The sequence below is a fragment of the Nocardioides sp. NPDC058538 genome, from assembly GCF_042719275.1.
Taxonomy (GTDB): domain Bacteria; phylum Actinomycetota; class Actinomycetes; order Propionibacteriales; family Nocardioidaceae; genus Nocardioides.
In genome coordinates, this window is the sequence record NZ_JBHXNY010000005.1 from 98,923 (window position 1) to 123,188 (window position 24,266).

Annotated in this window: 20 protein-coding genes; 15 read left to right on the top strand and 5 right to left on the bottom strand. The window is 69.0% G+C overall.

All coding sequences use genetic code 11. From position 1 onward, the window contains the following. Window positions 1-25 precede the first annotated feature (25 nt). Window positions 26-1,003, bottom strand: a complete 978-nt coding sequence (locus ACFWQC_RS06490; RefSeq protein WP_378674752.1) for a coenzyme F420-0:L-glutamate ligase — start codon at window positions 1,001-1,003, stop codon at window positions 26-28. Between the two features lie 20 nt (window positions 1,004-1,023). After that, entirely contained in the window at window positions 1,024-2,037 is a 1,014-nt protein-coding gene (gene cofD, locus ACFWQC_RS06495) for a 2-phospho-L-lactate transferase (RefSeq protein ID WP_378674754.1), read from the bottom strand. Window positions 2,038-2,389: 352 nt separating this feature from the next. On the opposite strand from cofD, the gene ACFWQC_RS06500 reads away from it, so the two are divergent. The 3 genes from ACFWQC_RS06500 to ACFWQC_RS06510 all read left to right on the top strand — a co-directional run bounded on the left by ACFWQC_RS06500 (window position 2,390) and on the right by ACFWQC_RS06510 (window position 7,737). Continuing rightward, the gene (locus tag ACFWQC_RS06500; protein ID WP_008361238.1) at window positions 2,390-2,644 is read left to right on the top strand and encodes a WhiB family transcriptional regulator; all 255 of its coding nucleotides are present in this window, start codon (window positions 2,390-2,392) and stop codon (window positions 2,642-2,644) included. A gap of 369 nt (window positions 2,645-3,013) precedes the next feature. Further along, entirely contained in the window at window positions 3,014-5,920 is a 2,907-nt protein-coding gene (locus ACFWQC_RS06505; RefSeq protein WP_378674759.1) for a glycosyltransferase, read from the top strand. After that, entirely contained in the window at window positions 5,917-7,737 is a 1,821-nt protein-coding gene (locus ACFWQC_RS06510) for a DUF5719 family protein (protein ID WP_378674761.1), read from the top strand. Before ACFWQC_RS06505 ends, ACFWQC_RS06510 begins: the two co-directional genes overlap by 4 nt. 649 nt (window positions 7,738-8,386) lie before the next feature. On the opposite strand, the gene ACFWQC_RS06515 is transcribed toward ACFWQC_RS06510, so the two are convergent. Further along, entirely contained in the window at window positions 8,387-8,803 is a 417-nt protein-coding gene (locus ACFWQC_RS06515; RefSeq protein ID WP_378674763.1) for a metallopeptidase family protein, read from the bottom strand. Between ACFWQC_RS06515 and ACFWQC_RS06520 the strand changes: the two genes are divergently transcribed. The 7 genes from ACFWQC_RS06520 to ACFWQC_RS06550 all read left to right on the top strand — a co-directional run bounded on the left by ACFWQC_RS06520 (window position 8,802) and on the right by ACFWQC_RS06550 (window position 15,008). Next, a complete protein-coding gene (locus ACFWQC_RS06520; RefSeq protein ID WP_378674765.1) occupies window positions 8,802-9,254 on the top strand; it encodes a DUF3499 domain-containing protein in 453 nt (150 codons plus the stop codon). The genes ACFWQC_RS06515 and ACFWQC_RS06520 overlap by 2 nt on opposite strands. Before the next feature lie 19 nt (window positions 9,255-9,273). After that, window positions 9,274-10,692 (top strand): phosphomannomutase/phosphoglucomutase, encoded by a 1,419-nt coding sequence (locus ACFWQC_RS06525; RefSeq protein WP_378674767.1) that lies wholly within the window; start codon window positions 9,274-9,276, stop codon window positions 10,690-10,692. Between the two features lie 17 nt (window positions 10,693-10,709). Next, entirely contained in the window at window positions 10,710-10,904 is a 195-nt protein-coding gene (locus ACFWQC_RS06530) for a Trm112 family protein (RefSeq protein WP_378675072.1), read from the top strand. Window positions 10,905-10,911: 7 nt separating this feature from the next. After that, window positions 10,912-11,943: an SIS domain-containing protein gene (locus ACFWQC_RS06535; RefSeq protein ID WP_378674770.1), complete on the top strand. Its 1,032-nt coding sequence runs from the start codon at window positions 10,912-10,914 to the stop codon at window positions 11,941-11,943. Between the two features lie 326 nt (window positions 11,944-12,269). Next, the gene (locus ACFWQC_RS06540) at window positions 12,270-13,082 is read left to right on the top strand and encodes a substrate-binding periplasmic protein (protein WP_378674773.1); all 813 of its coding nucleotides are present in this window, start codon (window positions 12,270-12,272) and stop codon (window positions 13,080-13,082) included. 120 nt (window positions 13,083-13,202) lie between these two features. Next, window positions 13,203-14,021, top strand: coding sequence for a substrate-binding periplasmic protein (locus tag ACFWQC_RS06545; protein ID WP_378674775.1), 819 nt, complete (start codon window positions 13,203-13,205; stop codon window positions 14,019-14,021). A 27-nt stretch (window positions 14,022-14,048) separates the two neighbouring features. After that, the gene (locus ACFWQC_RS06550; protein ID WP_378674778.1) at window positions 14,049-15,008 is read left to right on the top strand and encodes a DUF808 domain-containing protein; all 960 of its coding nucleotides are present in this window, start codon (window positions 14,049-14,051) and stop codon (window positions 15,006-15,008) included. Between the two features lie 11 nt (window positions 15,009-15,019). Here the strand turns inward: ACFWQC_RS06550 and ACFWQC_RS06555 are convergent, their stop codons facing one another. Together ACFWQC_RS06555 and ACFWQC_RS06560 are read right to left on the bottom strand one after the other, a co-directional pair. Further along, a complete protein-coding gene (locus tag ACFWQC_RS06555) occupies window positions 15,020-16,345 on the bottom strand; it encodes a flavin-containing monooxygenase (protein WP_378674781.1) in 1,326 nt (441 codons plus the stop codon). Next, a complete protein-coding gene (locus tag ACFWQC_RS06560) occupies window positions 16,342-17,511 on the bottom strand; it encodes a serine hydrolase domain-containing protein (protein WP_378674783.1) in 1,170 nt (389 codons plus the stop codon). Before ACFWQC_RS06560 ends, ACFWQC_RS06555 begins: the two co-directional genes overlap by 4 nt. 176 nt (window positions 17,512-17,687) lie before the next feature. Between ACFWQC_RS06560 and ahcY the strand changes: the two genes are divergently transcribed. The 5 genes from ahcY to ACFWQC_RS06585 all read left to right on the top strand — a co-directional run bounded on the left by ahcY (window position 17,688) and on the right by ACFWQC_RS06585 (window position 24,158). After that, entirely contained in the window at window positions 17,688-19,127 is a 1,440-nt protein-coding gene (gene ahcY, locus ACFWQC_RS06565; protein WP_378674786.1) for an adenosylhomocysteinase, read from the top strand. 218 nt (window positions 19,128-19,345) lie between these two features. Then, window positions 19,346-20,053 carry an MtrAB system response regulator MtrA gene (gene mtrA / locus ACFWQC_RS06570; RefSeq protein ID WP_160027305.1) on the top strand — a complete coding sequence of 236 codons (708 nt, stop codon included), beginning with the start codon at window positions 19,346-19,348 and terminating at the stop codon, window positions 20,051-20,053. Next, window positions 20,050-21,666, top strand: coding sequence for an MtrAB system histidine kinase MtrB (gene mtrB, locus ACFWQC_RS06575; protein ID WP_378674791.1), 1,617 nt, complete (start codon window positions 20,050-20,052; stop codon window positions 21,664-21,666). The genes mtrA and mtrB overlap by 4 nt, the downstream gene beginning before the upstream one ends. Then, window positions 21,663-23,381 carry an LpqB family beta-propeller domain-containing protein gene (locus ACFWQC_RS06580; protein WP_378674794.1) on the top strand — a complete coding sequence of 573 codons (1,719 nt, stop codon included), beginning with the start codon at window positions 21,663-21,665 and terminating at the stop codon, window positions 23,379-23,381. Before mtrB ends, ACFWQC_RS06580 begins: the two co-directional genes overlap by 4 nt. A 72-nt stretch (window positions 23,382-23,453) precedes the next feature. Further along, window positions 23,454-24,158 (top strand): ComF family protein, encoded by a 705-nt coding sequence (locus ACFWQC_RS06585; protein ID WP_378674797.1) that lies wholly within the window; start codon window positions 23,454-23,456, stop codon window positions 24,156-24,158. The last annotated feature ends 108 nt before the right edge of the window (window positions 24,159-24,266 follow it).

The window sequence follows — 24,266 nt, forward strand, 5'->3', positions numbered from 1 at the left end:
GGTCTTTTGTCGGGACGCGCAGATTCTAGGTGGTCAGTGGTAGCAGAAGGGAAGTTGCCCCGTGATTATTCTCCTCGCGCTCGCATCGCCAACCGTGGGCGAACGCCAGCGCGGCGATCACCGCGGGGTCCGCGCCGACCACTCGGAGCCCGTCCTGGTGCGGGACCGGAGCGGTCCCGGTCACCTCGCTGACTGCCGCGGAGAGCTCCTCGACGCTCGCCGGTGCACCGAACGGCGCCTGGTCCTCGGCGGCACCCTTCAGGGCGCGTACGACTGCCTCCCTGGCCCCGAAGCCGAAGAAGTCCGACCCCTCGGGGCGGATGAGCGCACTCGCTCCCGGCCCGTCGTCACCCGGCTCGCGGACGAGGTCCGCCCGGCCGCGCAGGACCGCGAACGGTCGCGCGCCCAGCTTGCCCTGGGAGATCTCGGCCGCCGAGGCGATCTCGTCGACGACGGCGGGGGCGGTGACGACGAGATCGTTGCCGTAGGCGTCGACCTGGCCGGCGAAGCTCTCCAGCACCTCGAGGCCGGCGGCGCCGATGGCGATGTCGGTCTGCCCGTCGCGCCAGGCGCGTCCGGCGGTGTCGGTGATGATCACCCCGACGTTCGCGCCGGTGCGGTCGCGGAACGTGGCGCGCAGGGCACGCGCGGAGGCGTCGGGGTCCAGGGGGAGCAGCACGATGTAACCGGCCTCGACGTTGGAGGCGTCGATCCCGGCCGCAGCCATCGTCAGCCCGAGGCGGCTGCGCACGATCTGGGTCGGCCCGCGTCGGGCCACCACCCGCGTCGTCTCGCCGGGGAGCGCGTCGTCCCGGTTGCCCTCCCGCACCTGACCCTCGGCCTTGGAGACGACCTTCGAGGTGACCACGACGATGTCGCCGTCGACCAGCGGGGACGCCAGGCCGGAGTCGAGTGCAGTGAGGAGCAGGGCGGCGAGGTCGTCGCCCTTACGCACCTCGGGTACGCCGTCGGGGGCGGTGACGGTGATGCCCTGCCCACTCATCGGCCCAGCCGTGTGCCCCGTCATCGGGTGACCAGCTCGACCGCGGCGGCGGCGATGTCGGCGGTCGCATCCTCGGAGGACATCCACAGCGGTACGGCGGCCGCGTTCAGTCCCGACTCGGTGAGCGAGGGGACCGCGGCGGCGTCGGCGGTGTCGACCAGCCAGCCGTCGAGGACCCCGCCCGAGCCCCGCGTCCCATAATGCAGACCGACTCCGGCCGCGGTCGCGTCGACGCCGATGGCGGCGAGCATCTGCTCGGCCATGCCGCGTACGTGATGACCGCTGATGATCGGCGAGATCCCCACCACGGGGGCCGAGGTGGCGACCAGTCCCTCCCGGATTCCGGGTACGCCGAGGATGGTTCCGATCGAGACGACCGGGTTGGACGGGGGCACGATCACCAGGTCGGACTTCAGCAGCGCGTCCATGACGCCGGGGCCCGGTTTCGACTCGTCCTGCCCCACGAAGATCAGCTTTTCGACGGGAACGCCGGCCCGGAGGCGTACCCAGTATTCCTGGAAGTGAACGACCGAGAGTCCACTGGGTGAATTCTCGTCCTTGATCGCCACATGGGTCTCGACGCGGTCGTCGGTCATCGGCAGCAGCTGCACGCGGTCGCCCCATACAGGCTTCAGCCAGCGTTCGCACAACGCCGTAGTGACCTGCGACAACGGAAAGCCGGCCTCGAGCATCTGGGTGCGTACGAGATGGGTGGCGATATCGCGGTCGCCGAGCCCGAACCAGGTGCCGGGGACCTCGTAGGACTCGAGTTCCTCCTTGATCGACCACGTCTCGGCCTTGCGGCCCCAGCCGCGCTCATGGTCGAATCCGTTGCCGAGGGTGTACATCACCGTGTCGAGGTCGGGACAGACCTTGACGCCGTGCATCCACAGATCGTCGGCGGTATTGGCGATCACGGTGACCCGGGCATCTTCCTCAATGCCCGGGACACGGCCGGCAGAGATGCCGTGGAGGAGCCCGGAGATGAACTTCGAACCACCATGGCCGCCGGAGAGAACGGTGATGTCACGCATGGCCCTAGCCTCTCAGACGGGGGCCAGCAACCCTGCTCCAGCCGGTGAAGAAAGCCTGTGTTAAAGCAGCCCTAGCAGATTTGAGGGTTGACTTGTGGCACCGACAGGCATGTAATTTCATCAGTGTGATTCGAAATTGAAACGGGGACCGATAGCGGTGGCGACAGCGCTTGAAAATCTCGGGAAGATTTCGGCAGGGAACTGCATCAAAGTGACGGCCCAGGTCGTAACAAGAGGCAGTTCCCGAAAAAACGGGGGGATCGGTTACCTGCCGATGGCGTGAGGTGACTGGCCCGAGATGGGGTCACGGTCCCGAAAACAAGCTGAATAGGGTCGAAAGGTCGGAAAGACGATGAGAGAGCTGTTTCTCCTCGAGCCGGACACCGACGAAGGGGGCTGGCAGGAGCGCGCCCTGTGCGCGCAGACGGATCCGGAGGCGTTCTTCCCTGAAAAGGGTGGATCGACTCGGGAGGCCAAGAAGGTCTGCCAGACCTGCGAGGTGCGCCAGGACTGCCTTGAGTCTGCTCTGGGCAACGACGAGCGCTTCGGAATCTGGGGTGGACTCTCCGAGCGAGAGCGCCGCAAGCTGAAGAAGCGCGCAGTTTGAGCCTGTGACCTCGCGACGAAGGAGCGAGGTCGCAACGCGAAAAGATCGAGCGTGACGACTGAGCGAGGTCGAACGGCGAGCTTGCTCGTCCGTTCGCGCCGAGCGAGGGAGTAAGGCGCCCGAAGGGCGCCAGCGCAACGCCTGAGCTTGCGAAGGCGTGAAGCGGGTCAAGATCTACGAAGGCCGCAACCAAGCACGAGCCAGCAAGGCCCGGACCATCACGGTCCGGGCCTGCTGTCTTGTTTTGCCGATTGCTCCGCAATCCACGTCGCAGGGCTCCTGGGACGCCGATCATGCCCACGGGGATATCGCCGATCGCTCGACAGGTCCATTCGGTCTATCACCGGATGGGCACTAGGGTTGCCGATCGTGCATGCGTCGGTCGCCCTCGTCCTCGTCTCTCATAACGGCGCCGGCTGGCTTCCGACCGTCATCGACGGGATCAGGAACCAGCAGGCTCCGGTGAGCTTTGCCGTCACGATCGACACCGGCTCGACCGACAGGTCGGTCGAGATCCTGGAGGAGACCTTCGCCCAGGTGGTCAAGCTCCCGGCGTCGACGACGTTCGCGGACGCGGCCAACGAGGCGCTCGCCATCCTCCACCAGGCGGCGCAGCCGCCAGAATGGATCTGGTTCCTCCACGACGACTCCACCCCCGACCCGCACGCGCTCTCGACCCTGCTCGACGCCGCCGCGGAATACCCGGAGGCCGACATCCTCGGCCCCAAGATCCGGGAGTGGCCCTCGCTGCGCCGGATGCTCGAGCTCGGTGTCTCGATCTCGGTCACCGGAGCTCGGGAGACCGGCCTGGAGCGGGGCGAGTACGACCAGGGCCAGCACGACGAGGTACGCCGCGTCCTGGCCGTCAACACCGCCGGCATGCTGATCCGCCGCGAGGTCCTCGAATACCTGGGCGGCTTCGACAAGCACCTCCCGGTCCTCGGCACCGACATGGACCTCGGCTGGCGGGCCGCGAACGCCGGCTTCACGACCATCGCCGTCCCGGACGCGGTCGTCTTCCACGTGGAGGCGGCCCACCGCGGCGTACGCAAGACGCAGCTGACCGGTCGCCGGATCCACTATCAGGAGCGCCGGGCCGCGCTCTACACCCTGCTGGTCAACGGCCGGCCGGGGACGCTGGCGCTGTGGATGGTCAGGTTCTTCTTCCAGACCCTGTGGCGGATGCTCGGCTTCATCCTGGTGCGCGATCCCGGGACCGCGCTCGACGACCTGGCCGCGCTGGGCTGGATCTATGGCCACACCGGCCAGATCATGCTCGCCAAGCGGCGTCGCCGGAAGCAGGCGCACGCCGACAAGGACGTGGTCAAGGCACTGCTGCCGCCGCCCTGGCTGCCCTACCGCCACGGTCTCGACTTCGTCTCCGACGTCGCCACCGCGGTCACCCTGCAGGCCTCCGACATCGCCGAGCGGCGCCAGATGGCGCAGGCCGAGGCCGACCCGGCCTCCTTCGCCGCCAAGCGGCAGGCCGATCGGGCACAGCTGGAGGAGGACGAGATCCCCGCCGAGACCGGATGGCTGGTGCGTCTGTTCACCAACCCGGTCGCGGTGCTCCTGGTCGTCGTCGGCATCCTCGGCGTCATCGGGGCACGCGCGGCGCTCGGCGGCGTGGCCGGCAGCGGCCTCGGGCCGACACCCCAGAACGTGGGCGACTGGTGGCAGCTGCAGTTCGAGTCGTGGCACGCGATCTCGCAGGGCACCGGTGTGCCCGCGCCGCCGCACGTCTTCCCGCTGGCGGTGCTCGCGACGTTCCTCGGCGGCAACCCGAGCCTGGCGGTCACCGCCGTCATGCTGCTCAGCTTCCCGATCGCGCTCGGCGGTGCGTGGCGGCTGCTGCGGGTCGCGGGCCGGCTGATCAGCCACCTCGGCGCCCCTCGCTGGTTGCTGCTGTGGGGCGCGACGGCGTACGCCCTGGTTCCCTATGTCAGCGGTGCCTTCGGTGACGGCCGGATCGGTGCGGTCGTGGTCGGAGCGCTGCTGCCCTGGCTCGCCCACGCCGCGCTCGGGTTCAGCGACCCCGTCGCCGACCGCCGATGGCGCGCCGGATGGCGCACCGGCCTGCTGCTGACCGTCATCACCGCCTTCGCGCCGATGGCCTTCCTGGTCGCGGCCGTCTTCGCGGCGGTCATCTTCATCGTCGCCCGCCGCCTGATGCCCGCCGTGCTCAGCGACCGCGACCAGTGGGGTCCGCCCACCGCGGCCATCGCGACACCGGTCGGGCTGCTGCTTCCGTGGTGGCTGCCGGCGCTCTTCTCCGGCGGCTGGGCCGCTCTGCTGCTCGACCCGGGCCGGCTGCCGGCCCCGGCCGCCGGCGGGTTCGACCTGCTCGTGGGCCGCCTGACCGGCCTCGACGGTGCCGACCTCGGCGCCCCGTGGTGGCTGGGCCTGGCGCTGCCGCTGCTCGCCGTGCTCGCGCTGATCCCGAGCCGCACCCGGATCCCGGTCATGGTCTGCTGGATCGGCGCGGTCGCGACCGCGGTCGTCACGATGCTGCTGTCCTGGATCCCGATCCCGCTCGACGCCGGCATCGCCCGGGTCGGCTGGGGTTTCCCGCTGGTCGCCATCCAGGGCTTCGCGGTGGTCGCGGCGGTGCTGGGTGCCCAGGGCGCCATCCTCGACGGCCTCAGCGGGCTGCGGAAGGTCATGGTCGGCGCGGCCGCTGCGGCCGCGGCGGTCGGCGTCGTCGGCAGCCTCGGCTGGTTCGTCTACGCCGGCACCGGAGACCTCACCGACAACACCCGGGCCCTCGGCCACATCGGGGTGCCCTCCTACATGCTCGACCCGACCTCGACCACGCTCGGCCCGGAGGACGGCGTCCTCGTCCTTCGCGGTTCGGTCGACGACGGCATCCGCTACGCCGTCCTGCGCAACGACGGGATCACCCTCGGTGAGGACGAGATCGCGCAGGTCGCCGGTGGCTCCGAGGAGCTCACCGGAGTCGTACGCCGCCTCGCCGCCGACCCCGACGACGCGGTGATCGGTGATCTGGCTGCCCAGGGCGTGGCCTACATCGTGATGCCCGGGCCGGCCGACTCCTCGGTCGCCGAGGGGATCGACGCCTCCGGGTCGGTGACCCAGGCGAGCACCGTCGAGCGCTCGACGCGTGCCTGGCTGCTCGACTCCGAGCCGAGCGACCCGGGCGTGACCAAGTCACAGTCCATCATCCGTACGATCCTGTTGGTCCTGGCCGGGATCGGGCTGTTCGTGGTCCTGGTCCTGTGCCTGCCGACGCTGATCCAGAGGAGGGAGTCGGCATGAGTCACTCACGAGACCCCTACGACCGCTCGCAGGAGCCGCAGACCGACGACGTCTACGGCCAGGAGCCGTGGATGCTGGACCCGTTCGCCGACCCCTACACGGGGCAGACGGCCCAGACGCCGCCGGAGGGCTACACCCCGGAGCAGCTCTACGCCCAGGAGCCCTACGTGCCTGGCCCGGAGACGGGACAGATGCTTGCCCAGACGGGCTACCCGCCGCGGTACGAAGGCGACTATCAGACCGGCGAGTTCCAGGGCGGCTACGAGCCGGAGTTCGAGGCCTGGCCGACCGCCGACGAGATGCGGGCGACGGAGCCGGAGCCGGAGGATGAGCGTGCCAAGGGCGGCGGACGGATGGCTGCTGCCGCTGCGGCAGCAGCGGCCGCGCGACCCCGGCTGCGCCGCGTACGCAGGCAGCGCGGTCGCCGCCTCGACAACACCGTGCTCGTGGCGCTGGGCCTGGTCGGCGCGATGGCCGTGGCGCTGCTGCTCAACCGACCCCACCAGTGGGAGCAGCCGAAGCTGGCCGCCGACAGCAGCGCGCCGACGGCGGCCACCGTGGTGTGTCCCGGCAAGCCGAAGTCCGGCGCCGACCAGGTCGCCGTCACCAACGCTGCCGAGGGGTCCGGCAAGGTCACGCTGAACGGCCCGGGTGCGGGCAACGGCGCGGAGACGACCGTGGGGGCCGGCAAGGTCACCAGCGCGTCGGTCAAGCCCGGCTCGGTCGTGGTCAAGGCGGGCAAGGAGGTCGCTCCCGGGCTGGTCGCCGGACGTTCGACGACCAAGCCGCTCGCAGCGACGGGCTGCCTGCCTCCGCAGGCGGAGGCGTGGTTCCCCGGCATCGGTGCGGGCGCCACCCACAACTCGATCCTCGAGCTCACCAACCCCAACAGCGGCGCGGCCACGGTCGACATCTCGCTCTACGACGAGAAGGGCGTGGTGGCGGTCCCCGAGGACCTCCGCGGCGTCGCGATCCCCGGCAACACCACCCGCACCTTCGACCTGCTGCACGTGATCCCGCGCAAGGGCGAGCTCTCCCTGAAGACCACGGTCGTACGTGGCCAGGCCGGGGTGATGGTCCGCGACCGTGCCGTCGCACTTGAGACGCAGGGTGGCAGCGAGGACTACTTCCCGGGCCAGTCGACTCCGGCCGAGACCAACCTGCTGGTCGGCTACCCCAACAAGTCCGCGAGCCGCACGCTCACCGTCACCAACCCGGGCGATGCCCAGGTGAGCGCCGAGCTGCGCCTGCTCACCCCGAAGAACGTGCTCACCCCGGAGGGTGCTCCGGAGATCAGCGTGCCGCCCAACGGGCAGACGCAGGTCGACCTGACCAAGCTGCTCGGCAAGGACAGCGCCGGTGACGCGTACGGCGTCGAGATCGTCGCCACCGGCCCGGTCGCCACCGCGATGCGCTCGGTCGACCGCGGCGACGTCGCGATCACCACGGCCACCGAGACGATCTCGGAGCCGACTGCGGTGGTCGTCCCGGCCGGCGGCGACGTCGGCAAGAAGCGGGTCGTGATCTCCGGCCCGGTCGCCAAGACCGGGGCCAGCGGCACGGTCAAGGTGGTTCCGATGACCGCAAAGGGCAAGGCACTCAAGGCCAAGTCCGTCGAGATCGGCCCAGGCCTGGGTGCCGAGGTCGAGGTGCCCGCGGAGGCAGCGCTGATCCAGCTCGTGCCCGCGGGTGTCGAGGTCAACGCGGCCGTGGTGATGAGCGGCGACGGCGACGCTGTCGTTCCGTTCCGTCCGCTGCGCTCTGAGGTACGCACCGCCGGGGTCGCTCCTGGGCTGCCGCTTCCGTTGGAGCCCTAGCACTGCCTTCGGGTCGGTGTTGCCTCGTGGTTGGGGTTTGCCGCCGACCCTTTCGGGGAGGGTGTTCTCAACGGATCCCGGAGTAAAGGACGGCCTTCGGCCGCCGGCTTTCGCCGGTCGCCTTCGGCGATCCTTGACACCGGGATCCGTTGAGAATTTTGGCTGGTTATCGGGTCGGCGGCAGGGGTTTGGTGCGGGGGTTTGGGTTGGGCGGGGGCTTGGGATCTCGGGGGTTCGGGCCGAGCGGTGGAAGGAATTTTCTTTCCGCGGGGACCAGCTCGGCAGACGGGCCTGGGAGGCGAACGAATTTTCGTTCGCCGCAGAGGCCGCCTTGGCCAAGGGTGGGGTTGGCGGATGGAAGAAATTTTTCTTCCATGCGGAGACCCCATGTCTGGCGTAGGCGTGGAACGGTCACCTTCCGTGGGTGAGTGTGCTGTGGCCACACTCGGGCCGCCGCCCCGATAGCCAGCCAAGTCTTTCTCGATCTGGTCCGGAGTCCAGGACCGCCGAAGGCGGCCGGCGAAGCCGGCGCCCGAAGGGCGTCCTTGACGCCGGTCCATATCGAGAGACCCTCAAAGAACGGGTCGGCGGCCCAGACCAGCCACAAAATCTCGGTATCAAAGCGCGCCGGTACGAGAAAGACTCGCCCTCAGGGCTGATAGCGCGGATCCACGTCCTCGGCGGCGATCCCGAGCAGGTCCGCGATCTGCTCGACCACGACCATGAGCACCATCGCCTCGACCTCGGCGCGGGTGTGGCAGCGGTGCACGATCGGCCGCCGGTAGATCACCAGCCGCGCGGGTTTCGCGCCCGAGCCACGCTCGAGCGACCCGAGCGGGATGTGGTCCTCGACGGTCCACTCCTTGGGGATGTCCGGCGACTCCTCGACGGCGTACTCGATCAGGCCGAGCCGTGACTGCCAGCGACCGTCGATCTCGGTGACGATGGCGAGCGCGATGTCGTCGAAGCGCTCGCGGCGGGTGCGCAGGACCGGCACCTTCGGGTCGGTGGGGACCGCCATCGGGCCGCGAGTCCCACGGCCATGCCGATCCCTGTGCCTGGTCATGTACGCGAGCCTAACTGCGCGGCTGGCCTCAGGGGAGTACGGTTCACCCGTGACTGCTCGTCGTTGTTCGCGTACCGCCTGCCAGCGTCAAGCCGTCTGCACGCTCACGTATGTGTACGCCGACCAGACGGCCGTTCTCGGCCCGTTGGCGACCTATGCCGAGCCGCACGCCTACGACCTGTGCGAGGAGCACGCCGAGAGGCTCTCCGCGCCCAGGGGCTGGGAGGTCGTCAGGCTGGCCCGTGAGCCCGTCGACCCGCAGCCCAAGGGAGATGACCTGCTGGCGCTGGCCGATGCCGTCCGTGAGGCTGCCAGGCCGCCGGCTCCGTCCCCACGAGGTCCTGTCGGTGCCCCCGCGCAGGACGACCCCGACGAGGCGGGAGCGAATGACGGCCAGCCCCGCCCTGGTGGCACCCGCCGCGGGCACCTCCGCGTGCTGACGTCGGAGTAGGACGACTAGAGTTCCGGACATGCCGGAGAGAGTCGACCCCGACATCGCCAACGCCGTCTTCAAGGCGTACGACGTCCGTGGCACCGTCCCTGACCAGATCGACGAGAACCTCGCCCGACTCGCCGGGCGGGCCTTCGTGCACGTCGTCGGCGCTGCGCGGACTGCCTCGGGCTCCGCTTCGGCGGGTGGCGGGGAGATCGTCGTCGGCCACGACATGCGCCCCAGCTCCCCGGCGCTCTCGGGAGCCTTCGCCGACGGTGCGACGGAGGCCGGTGCCGACGTGACGATGATCGGGCTGGCGTCGACCGACGAGCTCTACTTCGCCTCCGGTCACCTCGGCCTGCCGGGCGCGATGTTCACCGCCAGCCACAACCCGGCTCAGTACAACGGCATCAAGCTGTGCCGGGCCAACGCGGTCCCCGTCGGCGCCGAGACCGGGCTTGACGAGATCCGCGACCTGGTCATCTCCGGTGAGGCCCCGATCGCCGACGTCGCGGGCAGCATCAGCGAGACCGATGTGCTGGAGGCGTACGCCGCGCACCTGCTCGGCCTGGCCCCGGTCAAGGGCCGCCGGCTCACCATCGTCGCCGACGCCGGCAACGGCATGGCCGGCCACACCGCGCCCGCGGTCTTCGGCCGCCTGGGCGCCGAGGCCGTCGAGCTGATCCCGATGTACTTCGAGCTCGACGGCACCTTCCCCAACCACGAGGCCAACCCGCTCGACTCGACCACGCTGGTCGACCTGCAGGCCAAGGTGCGCGAGACCGGCGCCGACGCCGGCCTGGCCTTCGACGGCGATGCCGACCGCTGCTTCCTGGTCGACGAGAAGGGCGAGGTGGTCAGCCCGAGCGCGATCACCGCGCTGATCGCCGAGCGTGCTCTGGCCGAGGAGCCGGGCGCGACGATCATCCACAACCTGATCACCTCCCGCGCGGTTCCGGAGATCGTGAGCGAGCTCGGCGGCACCCCGGTACGCACCCGCGTCGGCCACTCCTACATCAAGGCCGTGATGGCCGAGTCCGAGGCGGCCTTCGGCGGGGAGCACAGCGGCCACTTCTACTTCCGCGACTTCTGGCGCGCCGACTCCGGCATGCTCGCCGCGCTGCACGTCCTCGCCGCCCTCGCCGAGACCGACAAGCCGCTGAGCGATCTGCTGGCTGCCTACGCTCGCTATCCGATGAGCGGCGAGATCAACTCCACCGTCCCCGACCAGGCCGCCACCGTGGCCGAGATCGAGAAGGCGTACGCAGAGCGCGACGGCGTCACCGTCGACAGACTCGACGGCCTGACCCTCTCCCACGCCGACTGGTCGTTCAACGTACGCGCCTCCAACACCGAGCCGCTGCTGCGGCTCAACGTGGAGGGCAAGGACACACCCACCATGGAGCGCGTGCGCGACGAGGCGCTCGCGATCATCCGAAAGGACAACGCAACATGACTGGCGCACCGACCCCTCTGGGCCTGAGCGAGAAGCTGCTCGAGATCATCGTCTGCCCGCAGTGCCACGGCGACCTCCTGCCTGTCGAGGCCACTGTGCCCGGCCAGGATGGTGAGCTGGTCTGCCAGGGGGAGTGCGGGCTGGCCTACCCGGTCCGCGACGGCATCCCTGTCCTGCTCATCGACGAGGCCCGTCCGACCAAGGGCGAGTGAGGCCGCGATGACCTGGTTCGACGAGTCCAGGCTGGACGACGAGCGGGCGCTGGCCGGGATCGACCTGCTGCTGCGATCGCTGGCCGAGTCCGGAGCCCGGGTCCGCCGGGAGGCTGCGGGTGCCGCAGAGCCCCTGCAGGAGGCCGTACGCCGCGCCGCGGAGAGCGGCCGACCCCGGGCCGTCGTCGCGGCGGGCCCCGACTCGCGCCTGCTGCGCGCCGTCCTCGAGCCGTTCTGCCCGGTGCCGTTCGTCGCCTGGCCGGCCCCTGGCCTGCCGGGCTGGGCGGGGAGTCTCGACCTCGTGGTGGTGCTGGCCCCGACCGGTTCCGACCCGGGTGAGGCCTCGGCCGCCGCCGAGGCCGTCCGCCGTGGAGCCCAGCTGGTCGTGGCCGCTCCGGAGAAGTCGCTGGTCGCCCAGCACGCCGAGGGCCGCGACAGCACTCTGCTCCCGGTCGAGGGCGGCGACACGCTCGCGATGGCGATCCTGATGCTCACCTACCTCAACTCGGTCGGTCTCGGCCCGGAGGCCGACGCGGACAAGGTGGCCGACGCGCTCGACGACGTCGCCACCGCGTGCTCGCCGCATCGCGACATCTCGGTCAACCCGGGCAAGATCCTGGCGATCTCGCTGGCCGACTCGCTCCCGGTCGTGTGGGGTGGCTCCGTCCTGGCCGCTCGCGCGGCCCGTCGAGTCGCCGAGAACCTGCGCCGCGCCAGCGGCCGCGGTGCCATCGCCGGTGACGCCGACGACCTGCTCCCGGTCCTCGAGGCGGCGCGGCCGCGCAACGTCTTCGACGACCCCTTCGCCGAGGAGGAGGCGTCCGTTCGTCCCGTTCTGGTCATCCTCGACGACGGCGCGACAGACCCGATCATGGTCGAGCAGCGACGCTTGCTCACCGAGGCGGCGGACACGCGCGGCGTACGGGTGGAGGTCGTCGAGGCGAACGCCAGCACGGAGGTCGCCCGCTACGCGTCCCTGCTTCTCCAGGGCACATATTCCGCGGAGTATCTCCGTTTAGGCCTGGTTAACGACGGTTGATTCCGACAGCGCCGAGGCGTCGTGGTCCCGCTCTCCGGGGTCTTCGGGGAAAGGGCGCCTGACGCACGGGTGTCTGTGTTTGATTCCGTTCACCCGGGCCGGCTTCTCGAAGGTGAACGATGTGAGTGATCTGTGTCACGCACTGCGGTGAAGGTTCGGTCACGGATCGTGATAGATCGTGACGACGATGGACGAAAACCTGGACGCGGGGGAGCAGACAGGTGTTTGATGCAACATCGTCCGGCCACTCCTGGCCAGCACGTCTCGGATTCTCGGCGCCGACGTGACGGGCATGCCCCACCATCCCGAAAACACAGGACTTCCGCATGAATCACATCAAGTTCGTCGTCGCCGGCGCCCTGGCCCTCCTAGGGGTCCTGGTCATCGGCGGCTACTTCGCCGACCCCGCCCCCAAGGCGACCGACCAGGAGAGTGCTGCCGCCGGCGGCACTCTGCGGATCGGTGTAGACGGCACCGAGCCCGCCTTCTACAAGGTCGACGGCGTGACCAAAGGCTTCGACTACGAGATGGCGCTCGGCGTCGCCGAGGGTCTGGGTGCCAAGCCGGAGTTCGTGGTGATGGACTTCAGCGACCTCTTCACCGCGCTGGAGGCCGGCGAGATCGACATGATCGGCGCCCAGGTCACCGAGACCGCGGAGCGGAAGCAGGACTTCGACTTCACCGCGCCCTACTTCGTCACGTACCTCTCCTTCCTCACCCCGGAGGACTCGCTCATCAAGAAGCGCGAGGACATCGACGGCAAGAACATCGCGGTCGTCGAGGGCACCATCCACGAGCGCTACCTCGACGAGCAGTACGAGAACGTCAACGTCATCAAGGCCAAGGACGAGGACTCCGCGGTCAAGGCGATCGAGACCGGCGAGGCCGACGCGTTCTTCTACGACGCGCCGTATACCGGTCCGATCATCAGCCGGGCGCCGATCGCCCTGAAGGAGGCGATCGTCTACCCGGCGGACGACGCTCCGATCGGTTTCGTCATGCAGAAGGGTGACGAGCGCAAGGAGACGATCGACGGGGTCCTCGAGGAGATGATCCTCGATGGGAAGTGGCTGAAGATCAAGAAGGAGTACTTCAAGGAGTACCCGCTCTCGGAGGTCTTCAAGGACAAGGGCGCCTGAGCCTGACCCGGCTCGCCCCACTTTGGGGCGTCTGAAGTCCAGTAGCCTACGATGCCCGCTGGCCTGGTTCAGCCAGGTCGCAGTGTCTCGGCGCACCCCTCCCCCCAACCAGGACGTCGTATGAAATCCCTGAAGTTCATCCTTGCGGGCGCGGTCACCCTTCTGGTGATCCTGATCGTGGTCTCCAACACGGTTGAGACGACCGGCCCATCCTCCGCCAGGCGCAGCAGCGCCGCCGATGACGGCCAGCTCAAGATCGGCGTGCTGGACAGCGCGCCGATCTACTACACCCAAGGGTCCACCGCGAAGGGCTTCGACTACGAGGTGGCCCTCGGCGTCACCGAGTCGCTCGGCATCAAGCCGTCGTTCATCCCGATGGACTTCGCCGACCTGTTCACCGCGCTCGACGAAGGCAAGATCGACATGATCGCCTCTCAGGTCAGCGTGACCGAGGAGCGCGAGGAGGCGTACGACTTCTCGCACCCCTACTTCGTCACCTACCTGTCCTTCACGACCCCGAAGAACTCCCCGATCAAGAAGCTCAAGGACGTCAACGGCACCAGGGTCGCCATCGTGGACGGCACCGCGCAGGAGAGCATCCTCAAGGCACGCTTCCCCAAGGCCGAGATCGTGAAGCGGAAGAACGAGGCGGCCGCGCTCGAGGCTGTCGCCGCGGGCAAGGCGGACTCGTTCTTCTACGACGCGCCCTTCACCGAGGGGCTGATCAAGAGCGCCCCGATCCCGATGGAGGAGCGGATCGTCTTTCCGTCCGACAAGGCCCCCATCGCCTTCGTCTTCCGCAAGGGCGACGGGCTCAGGGACCAGGCCGACGACGCGATCGACGAGATGATCGTCAACGGGGACTGGCTGCGGATCAAGACCGACTACTTCAGGGAGTACCCGCTCTCGGAGCTCTTCCGGGAGCAGGGCGTCGAGTAGGAAGTTCTACCCGCTAAAGTTCCGGTCATGAGCGCCGGACTGTTCGCACTCCTCGACGACGTAGCCGCCATCGCCAAGCTGGCGGCTGCGTCCGTCGACGACGTCGGCGCTGCCGCAGGCAAGGCCTCGGCCAAGGCCGCCGGTGTCGTCATCGACGACACCGCGGTGACGCCCCAGTACGTCCACGGCATCGCCGCAGAGCGCGAGGTGCCGATCATCAAGAAGATCGCCTTCGGCTCGCTGCGCAACAAGCTGCTGATCATCTTGCCGGTGGCGCTGATCCTGGCGCAGTGGGCGCCGTGGGCGATCACCCCGATCCTGATGCTCGGTGGCGCCTTCCTCGCCTATGAGGGCGCCGAGAAGGTGCTGGAGTGGGTCCGGCCGCACGAGCACGTCCACGAGAAGCCGGTCGTCGAGGAAGGGCCCGAGGCCGAGAAGACGATGATCGCGGGTGCCGTACGCACCGACCTGATCCTCTCCACCGAGATCATGGTGATCGCGCTCAACGAGGTCATCGACCAGGGCTTCTGGATGCGTCTCGGCGCCCTGGTGGCGGTCGCCTTCCTGATCACGATCGTGGTCTACGGCGTGGTCGCCCTGATCGTGAAGATGGACGACGCCGGCCTGTCGCTCTCCCAGCGCCCGGGCGCCTTCGCCCAGCGGCTCGGCCTGGGCATGGTCTCGGCGATGCCGAAGGTGCTCGCCGTGATCTCGGTCGTCGGCACCGTCGCGATGCTCTGGGTCGGTGGCCACCTGATCCTGGTCGGTGTCCACGACGTCAACGGCCTCGCCGCCGGCCACCCCGGTTGGGCATGGCCCTACGACACCGTGCACCACCTCGAGGAGGAGGTCCACCACGCCCTCGGTGCCGTCGGCGCAGCGGCGGCCTGGCTGGTCAACACCTTCTTCTCCGCGCTCGTCGGGCTCATCGTCGGCGCGATCGTGGTCGGCGTACTCCACCTGCTGCCGTTCAAGAAGAAGCACTGACGCATCTGCGCCTACCCGGCCCCGGCTGCTCGTGCCTCCCCGGCCTCGATCTCGGCCATCAGGTCGATGACGTAGCGGGCGAAGTCGATCTGGATGGTGTGGCGTGGGGCGGCGTAGTACTGCTCCAGGTGAGCCTGCTCGTCGGCCTTCAGGATGCGCTCCTGCTCCTCGACAGGTGGAAGCGCATAGCTCCCGGTGAGCAGGCGGGCCAGGAGCTTGGACTGCTGCTCGGCGAGGTTGACGATGGTGGGGGAGGACTGGGCGAGCCCCATGAAGTAGAGGTGGTCGGCGCCCGGCTTGATCATCCGCTTGAACAGCGGATAGCGGTGGTCGGCGTCGGGATGCAGCGAGACCTCGGCGGGATCGAAGAACGGGAACGACATGTCGTAGCCGGTCGCCGCGATCACCAGGTCCGCCTCGACCGACGAGCCGTCGACGAGGTGCACCGTCGATCCCTCGAACCGAGCGATCTCGGGAAGCATGTGGATGTCGCCCGAGCCGGCTCTGGTCAGGAAGTCGGCACTGACGGACGGATGCGCGGAGAGCGGCTCGTGGTCAGGCTCCGGGAGCCCGTACGTCGACATCGACCCGACCAGCCCGCGGATCAGCTCGCGAGAGGCTGCCAGCGCCTGTTCCTTGGGGATGTCGGGCGGTGCCATCACCTTGTCGGCCGGCTGCCCGTCGCGATACTTCGGCAGCACCCACACGCCCCGTCGCGCGGAGACGTACAGCTTCGACGCCATCCAGGGCGAGGACAGCTCTGAGGCGATGTCCATCGCCGAGTTGCCCATCCCGACCACGATCACCCGCTGGCCGCGGATCTCGACGGGCTCGAACGGGGAGACGTAGGAGTGGCTGTGGACGATCTCGCCGGCGAACTCGCCTTCCCAGGCAGGCAGCCGCGGTGACCAGTGGTGGCCGTTGGCTACCACCAGATCGGTGTAGGTGCGGGTCTCCCCGGTCGACAGGCTGACCTCCCAGGAGCCGTCCTCGCGCTGCGTGGCTCGTTCGATGCCGGTGTTGAATGTGATCTGCTCCCGCAGCCCGAAGTGGTCGGTGTAGTCGCAGAAGTACTGGTGGATCAGGGTGTGGTGCGGGAAGTGCGGGAACGACTCCGGCGCGGGGAAGTCCTCGAACTCCAGCCGGCTGGTCGAGGTGTCGATGTGCAACGACTCGTAGACCGAGGAGAGGCCGTTGGGGTTGCGGAAGTACCAGTTCCCGCCGACGTCGTCGGAGAGCTCGAACTGGTCATAGGCGACCCCGAACTCCTTGAGCCGCTTGGCCGTCGTGATCCCCGAGCAGCCGGCGCCGATGATGCAGACCTTGACCTCGCTCATCGGGCCACCTCCATGCCGGCCGCCTCCACGCACTCGAAGGCGGTGCGCACATAGGCGTCGGTGCGCTGCGAGGAGGTCATGTGCTGGGTCATCCGGTTCATCGCGTACGCCACCGTGACCCGACGTTCCAGGTCGTTGGCCACGATCGCGCCGCCGTACCCGGTCCACCAGCAGACGCGTCCCTCGGGCACCGCCGGCGCGGCGACCGGCTGCGGCAGGCCATAGCCGATTCCCCATCGCATCGGCGTCAGCAGTACCTGGTCGACACCGTCGGCCTGCACCTCGAAGATCCGCTCGATGGTGGTCGGTGACAGCAGACGTACGCCGTCGACCTCCCCGCCGTGGGAGACGACCGACTGGATCCGGGCGATCGAGCGGGCGTTGCCGTGCCCGTTGATCCCGGCCAACGAGACCGTTCGCATCGGGGCCGTGTTGAACTCGGCCGGATCCAGCTTCGGGTTGACCAGGGTCGGGATCATCAGGTTGCCCTCGGGCAGCGCGGCGACGTCGATCCCTCCGGGCGGGGGCGCCTCGAGGTCGGCGCAGCGGCCGAGCTCGCTCTCCGGGACACCCAGGTGGAAGTCTGCCCTCAGCGGCCCCGCGACCAGCTCGGCGAACACCTCCGAGAGCGGTTTCCCGGTGGCGGCACGGACCAGGCCGTCGACCAGATGTCCGTAGGAGACCATGTGGTACCCCGACCCGGAGCCCGGCTCGAACCAGGGTTCCTGTCGGGCGAGCATCTCGTTGGCGAGCGGCAGGTCCAGGAGCGTCTCGGTGGAGAGCCGCTCGGTCCAGCCGGACATGCCGGAGGTGTGAGAGAGCAGCTGGCGGACGAGAACCCGCTCGTCGGCGAACGAGGGCCAGTGGTCCGCGACCGGAGCGTCCAAGTCCAGGTGGCCACGGTCGGCGAGCACGAGCGCGGTCAGAGAAGCCATCGTCTTGGTCACCGACCAGACCCGGACGATGGTGTCCTCCTGCCACGCCTCGCCCGGCCGGGCCTCACCACCCCACAGATCAGCCACGACCTCGCCGTCACGGATCACCGCGACGGAGGCACCGAGGTCGGCTCCGGAGGAGAGGTTGCGCGCGAGCAGGTCGCGCAGGGGCGCGTACGCAGGGGCGCAGTCGCCCTGGACCGTGTGCGGGTCGGGTGTGGTTGCCGTCATGCCCGCCAATAATAGGAACTCGTTCTAGTTTTCGACAGGGCTACGGGCGAACTGTTGGTTGCGGATTACCGCTCCCGTCGACCAGCGCTTGTAGTCTGGAAGCAACCTGCGTGGGAGATCCCGCTGATGCGCAGATGCGCGACGCAGGCCCGCATTAACTTCGGTAAGGAATAACCATGGACTACAAGGTTGCCGACCTGAGCCTGGCCGAGTTCGGCCGCAAGGAGCTCTCCCTCGCCGAGCACGAGATGCCGGGCCTGATGGCCATGCGCGAGCGCTATGGCAAGGACCAGCCGCTCAAGGGCGCCCGCGTCGCCGGCTCGCTGCACATGACGATCCAGACCGGCGTCCTGATCGAGACGCTGACCGCGCTCGGCGCCGACGTGCGCTGGGCCACCTGCAACATCTTCTCCACCCAGGACCACGCCGCCGCTGCCGTCGTCGTCGGCAACGGCACCGCCGAGGACCCCCAGGGCACCCCCGTCTTCGCCTGGAAGGGCGAGACCCTGGCGGAGTACTGGGACGAGGCCGAGAAGGTCTTCGACTTCACCGACGCCGACGGCAACAAGGTCGGCCCCAACATGCTCCTCGACGACGGCGGCGACATCACGCTGCTCGTCCACAAGGGTGTCGAGTTCGAGAAGGCCGGCGCCGTTCCGGGCCAGGACTCCACCGACAACGAGGAGTTCAAGGAGGTCCTCCGGGTCCTCGACCGTTCGCTGACGAACGACCCGCAGCGCTGGACCAACATCGCCAACGGCATCAAGGGCGTCACCGAGGAGACCACCACCGGTGTCCTGCGCCTCTACGACCGGTTCAAGGAGGGCTCGCTCCTCTTCCCGGCGATCAACGTCAACGACTCGGTCACCAAGTCCAAGTTCGACAACAAGTACGGCTGCCGCCACTCGCTCATCGACGGCATCAACCGCGCCACCGACGTGATGATCGGCGGCAAGGTCGCGGTCGTGTGCGGCTACGGCGACGTCGGCAAGGGCTCCGCGGAGTCGCTGCGCGGCCAGGGTGCTCGCGTCATCGTCACCGAGATCGACCCGATCTGCGCGCTGCAGGCGGCGATGGACGGCTACGAGGTCCGCCGCCTGGAGTCGGTCGTCGAGACCGCCGACATCTTCATCACCACGACCGGAAACTTCGACATCATCCGGGTCGAGCACTTCGAGAAGATGAAGAACCAGGCCATCGTCGGCAACATCGGCCACTTCGACAACGAGATCGACATGGCCGGCCTCGCGAAGATCCCGGGCATCGTCAAGGACGAGATCAAGCCGCAGGTCCACCAGTGGATCTTCCCTGATGGGAAGAAGATCATCGTGCTCTCCGAGGGCCGCCTGCTCAACCTGGGCAACGCCACCGGTCACCCGAGCTTCGTGATGTCGAACTCCTTCACCAACCAGACGCTGGCCCAGATCGAGCTGTACACCAAGACGGACGAGTACCCGATCGGCGTCTACGTCCTGCCCAAGGCGCTCGACGAGGAGGTCGCCCGCCTCCACCTCGGCGCCCTCGGCGTCGAGCTCACCGAGCTCAACAAGGAGCAGGCCGACTACCTCGGCGTCCCGGTCGAGGGTCCCTACAAGTCGGACCACTACCGCTACTGATTCAAGCGACTCGGGCTCCGCGACGAAGGAGCGGAGGCCGAACGGAGACGAGGTTGAGCAAGCGTCGTCGCTGAGCTTGCGAAGTGACGTTCGCGCGTCGAAACCCACCGCCTGAGTCGGCGCATCTGTCCCACGAGGTTGGGGCAGATGCGCCGACTCGCGCGTTGTGGGGTGGCTCATGTGACGCGTCGCACGCACTGGGTGACAGAATCGGACACATGGCCGATCGCAGCGCTCCCGACCAACCCGCCAAGGGAAAGGTCCTCGTCGTCGATGATGATGCCTCGCTGAGCGAGATGCTCGCGATCGTGCTGAGACAAGAGGGGTTCGACTCACAGCTCGTCGCCCGTGGCGACATGGCGCTGCCGGCGTTCCACGACTACAAGCCCGACGTGGTGCTGCTCGACCTGATGCTTCCCGGGATGGACGGCATCGAGGTGTGCAAGCAGATCCGCAAGGAGTCGGGCGTGCCGATCGTCATGCTCACCGCGAAGGGCGACACGGTCGACGTCGTGGTCGGGCTCGAGTCCGGGGCCGACGACTACGTGGTCAAGCCGTTCAAGCCCAAGGAGCTGATCGCGAGGATCCGGGCGCGGGTCCGCAGGCACGGCGACGCCGTGCCCGAGGTGCTCGAGATCGGCGACCTCACCATCGACGTCGCCGGCCACCAGGTCACCCGTGGCGAAGAGCAGATCCAGCTCACGCCGCTGGAGTTCGACCTGCTGGAGTGCCTGGCCCGCAAGCCCCACCAGGTCTTCTCCCGCGAGGTGCTGCTGGAGCAGGTGTGGGGCTACCGTCACGCCGCCGACACGCGCCTGGTCAACGTGCACGTCCAGCGGCTGCGCTCTAAGGTCGAGCACGACCCGGAGAACCCCGAGATCGTCGTCACCGTCCGCGGCGTCGGCTACAAGGCAGGGCCCGTGTGACGCTCCAGCAGGTCGTCCGCACCACAGCCCGGACGCCCAAGAAGCTCCTGACCACCTGGCGCCGGTCGATCCAGACCCGCGTCGTGGTCTACACCGTGCTCCTCACCGCGGCCGCCGTCAGCCTGGTCGGGCTGATCCTGCTCGAGCAGATCGGAGACGAACTGGTCCAGGACCGGGTCGCCGCGGCGAAGGCGGAGGCATCCGAGGAGCTCTCCGCGGCCCGCTCGAGCATCGCGGAGACCTCGGGCGCCAACGGCGGCACGCCGCTGCAGCGCAACGATCTGGGCGACCCGATCATCCAGCGCAGCGTCTCGCGCGGCTACGGCGTCGTCATGGCCGGTCCGGTGACCTCGACCTCCGGCCGGATCAGCGACGACGGTGTCGAGTGGACACCCGGTGTGGACGTACGCAGCGTCCCGCGCACCCTCGAGGACCGCTTCCAGACGATCCGCGCCGAGCCGGCCTGGACCTACACCCGGATCTCCTACGACGACGGCGAGCGGTCCACGACGCCCGGCATCGTGATCGGGTCGCAGCTGGAGCTGCACGACGACACGTACAACATCTACTTCCTCTTCCCGATGGACCAGGAGCAGGAGACGCTCGGCGTCATCACCCGCGGGCTGCTGGCCGCCGGCGCGATCCTGATCCTGCTGATCGGCGTCGGCAGCTGGATCGTGACCCGCCACGTCGTCACACCCATCCGGATCGCCCGCAGGACCGCCGAGCGGCTCGCCGCCGGTCGCCTCGAGGAGCGGATGGTCGTCCACGGCGAGGACGACCTCACCGGCCTGGCTCTCTCGTTCAACCAGATGGCCAGCGGGCTGCAGAACCAGATCCGGCAGCTCGAGCACCTCTCTCGCGTCCAGCGACGGTTCAGCTCCGACGTCTCCCACGAGCTGCGTACGCCGCTCACCACCGTCCGCATGGCCAGCGACGTCCTCTACGAGGCCAGGGACACCTTCGACGCCCCGACGGCTCGGGCGGCCGAGCTGCTGCAGACCGAGCTGGACAGGTTCGAGACGCTCCTGAGCGACCTGCTCGAGATCAGTCGCTTCGACGCCGGCGCGGCCGTGCTCGACCTCTACGACACGGACCTGACCGCGCTGGCCCACGCCGTCGTCGACGCCTACACGCCGCTCGCCGACAAGCGCGACATCGAGCTGAAGGTCGTCGCTCCGAGCCATCCGTGCATTGCCCAGGTCGACCATCGCCGGGTCGAGCGGATCGTACGCAATCTGGTGGCCAACGCCACCGACCATGCTCTGGTGGGGCAGACCGTCACCATCCGGATCGACAGCGACGAGCACGCGGCGGCGCTGACCGTGCGCGACCACGGTGTCGGGCTGGCCCCGGGGGAGACCGCCCTCGTCTTCAACCGGTTCTGGCGTGCCGATCCCGCCCGGGACCGTTCCAGCGGCGGCACCGGCCTGGGCCTGTCGATCTCGCTCGAGGACGCCCACCTCCACGGAGGCTGGCTGCAGGCCTGGGGCCGCCCGGACCAGGGTGCGCAGTTCCGGCTCACGCTTCCGCGCTATGCCGGCGCGGCGCTGCGCCACAGCCCGCTCCCACTCGTCCCGGCGGATGCCCGTGACACCCTGGAGGCATCGTGAGACCCGTCTTCGCCGTCTTCCTGGCCGCGCTCGCACTCCTCGTCTCGGCGTGCACGGGCGTGCCCGACTCCGGCCCCGTCCAGAGCGTCGACCTGGCGGCGCCGGACGTGCAGGAGGAGGTCATCCCCTACAACCCCGGCGCCCCGCGCGCTGGGGCGTCCTCGGGCGAGATCGTCGACGGGTTCCTCGATGCCATGAAGGCCACCCCGATGAGCACCGCCTATGCCCGCCGCTACCTCACCAAGGACGCGGCGATGAACTGGGCGCCGGCCGGCCGCACCCTGGTCTACGGCGAGCTCGGCAGCCACGTCAGCTCCTCACCGCGGGTGTCGGTGGAGCTGGAGGACGCCGGCTGGCTCGACGAGCGGGGCGTGTGGCGCGGCAAGCTGGCCGCCTCGCAGGCGATCCTCGACTTCGAGCTGACCCGCGCCGAGGGCGAGTGGCGGATCAGCTCGGCGCCCAACGCTCTGGTGGTCGAGGAGGACTGGTTCCTGACCCACTTCGCCCGCAGCAACCTCTACTACGTCGAACCGACCGGGCACACCCTGGTGCCGGAGCCGATCTTCGCCCCCAAGGGCGCCTCCTACGCCACCACCCTGGTCTCCAGTCTGCTGAGCGGCCCGGGGGACGAGGCGCAGGGCGTGATCCGTAGCGCGCTCCCGCCCGAGGCGGACGAGCCCCGCTCGGTGGACGTACGCGACGGGGTGGCCGAGGTCGACCTCGCCGGTGACCTCGATGACCACAGCTCCGAGGACCTCCAGCTCATGGGCGCCCAGCTGGCCTGGACCTTGCGGCAGGACGTCAGCGTGGAACGTATCCGGCTCACGATCGACGGCGAACCGGTGGTGCTGCCGGGCTACGGGGACACGTTCGACGTCGACAGCGGCGGCGGCTACGACCCCAACGGCAACACCGCCAGGGTCGACCTCTACGCGCTCCGTGGCGGAGCGCTGGTGACCAGCACCGGCGAGAACGGCGACCCGTGGGTGCCGGTGCTCGGCGCCTGGGCGAAGTCCCACGGCGTCACCGATGTCGCCGTAGACGCCGACGGGTCTACCGCTGCCGCGATCACCGCCGACCGCACCGGCGTCGTCGTCGGCCAGCTGACCAGCGACGGCGAGCTCGCCAGGGCTCCGGTGAAGGGCACCCGGCTGCTGAGGCCCTCCTGGGACCTCGCCGGCCGGCTGTGGCTGGTCGACAAGGACTCGACCGGCGCCAGGGTGATGTACGTCGACGGCGACCGCCGCGTCCGCGTCGCGGTGCCCGGCGTGACGGGGGAGAACGTGACCCGGTTCCTGGTCTCCCGTGACGGCACCCGGTTCGTGGCGGTGATCGACGGCGAGTCCTCGGACCGGATCGTGGTCAGCCGACTGCGGGCCAGCTCGAAGGGCGAGATCACGACCGCGACGTCGGCCGTCCTGCTGCCGCACCCGGACTCCGGGGCGATGCGGGTCACCGACATCGCCTGGACCTCGCCGACCACGATCGTCGCGGTCCAGCAGATCAGCTCGACCGCGCTCTTCCAGTCGGTCTCGCTCGACGGTGCCCCCAGCGGCGAGCGCTACACCCTCAGCGACCGGGTCACCGGTGTCGTCGGCTCCCCGGTGGCCTCGGCCCGCCTCTATGCCGTCTCCAGCTGGACTCTCCTGGATCCCCTCGACCGGTTCGACCTGGAGCTGCCCTCCGACCTTTCCGACATCACCTATCAGGGCTGACTCTCCACAGCTTTATCCACAGGTACGCGGCCCCTGGTTGCCTCCGTGGCACGCACTTGGTCCACTCCATCCATGGACCTTGCAGACGCTTGGCACGACCTGGTCGTCGGCGGCCGCTGCGTCGGCTGCCGACGGCCCGGCAGGCTGCTCTGCCACGACTGCCGGGTCGACCTCCCGGACACGGCCCGGCCGAGCCCGCCGACCCCGGCGCCGCCGGGCATCGCCCCGGTCTTCGCTGCAGGGCCCTACGACGGCATCCTCAAGCAGCTCGTCATCGGTCTGAAGGAACACCAGCTCCTCGGCCTCCGCAGGCCTCTGGCCGGCCTGCTCGCGCTCTCCGTCCTCGAGGCGATGGCGACGACCGGCACCGGCCCGACCGTCCTCGTCCCGGTCCCGTCGCGCCCGGCCTCCGTACGCGAGCGCGGCCTCGACAGCACCGAGGCGATCACGCGCAGGGCTGCCGCGATGCTGAGGCGGCACGGGCTCGGCGTACGCCATCACCAGCTGCTCCGCACCAGACCCGGTGTCGCGGACCAGGCCGGTCTCGACTCGCGGCAGCGACAGGCCAACCTCGACGGTTCGATCACCTGTCCCGCGTCCGGCATCCGGACACTTGCCAGGAAGATCCCGCGAGCGACGCTCATCGTCTGCGACGACGTGATCACTACCGGCGCGACCGCGCGGGAGGCTCAACGAGCGCTCGAATCGGTCGGTCTCGGCGTGAAAGCGATCGCGACCGTAGCGGCCACCCAGCGTCGGTCTCGCGTTCAAATGTAGGAAACCGTCATGTAATTCTGTTGAAGGGCTTTCGTGGGGCAGATCGGCGAACTACCGTCACTACATGGAGTCCGCCTGGGTCCGTGGTTGCGTCGCAGAGAGGTCCGC